The 566-nt window shown below is 83.4% G+C and carries 1 pseudogene; it reads right to left on the bottom strand.

Annotated features, from left to right (window positions below):
* A pseudogene (locus tag V9U69_RS13940) lies at window positions 1-566 on the bottom strand (DNA polymerase III subunit gamma/tau); the annotation flags it as partial.

Genomic DNA, 566 nt, shown 5'->3' with positions numbered 1-566 from the left:
CCGCGGGCGGGCCGCCGGGGCCGCTCGGGCGAGGGCGGCGGGGGCCGCCGCCGCGCGGGCCGGCCCCCTCCGCGCCGGCGGCCTGGACGCTCGCCGCGATGCCGGTGACCTCCAGGAGGGCCTCGGCGACGAAACCGGCGTGGTTGCCGCGCCCGAACGTCGCCGCCAGCCCCGGGGTCTTGAAGCGCAGGGTGAGCACCCCGCCGCGGCAGTCCTGCACCGCGGCGTTCTCCGCCACCAGCGACCAGGTGGTGCGCTTGAGCCGGAACAGCGCGCCGAGCACGTCCGTCCACAGCCGTCGCACCGCCTCGGCGTCCGAGGCGACCTCGGCGGCCGCGGGCTGCGCGGACGGCTCCCCGGCCCGCTCCCCGGACGGCGCGGCCGCCGCCGGGCCCGCGGGAGCGGCACCGGGCGGGGCGGGTGGCGGCGAGCCGGGCGTGCGGGCCGCCGGCCAGCCGTCGTCCGCGACCGGTGCGTCCGCGACCGGTGCGGGCCGCTGCGGCGCGGTCGGCCCACCGGGTGCGGTGGTGGCCGACGCAGCGGCGGCGGCGTGGTCCGCGGCCGGC

The organism is Kineococcus sp. G2 (assembly GCF_037154035.1).
Lineage (GTDB): Bacteria > Actinomycetota > Actinomycetes > Actinomycetales > Kineococcaceae > Kineococcus.
Note: the sequence above shows the minus strand (reverse complement) of the source record. Positions and strands in the feature narration are given on the sequence as shown.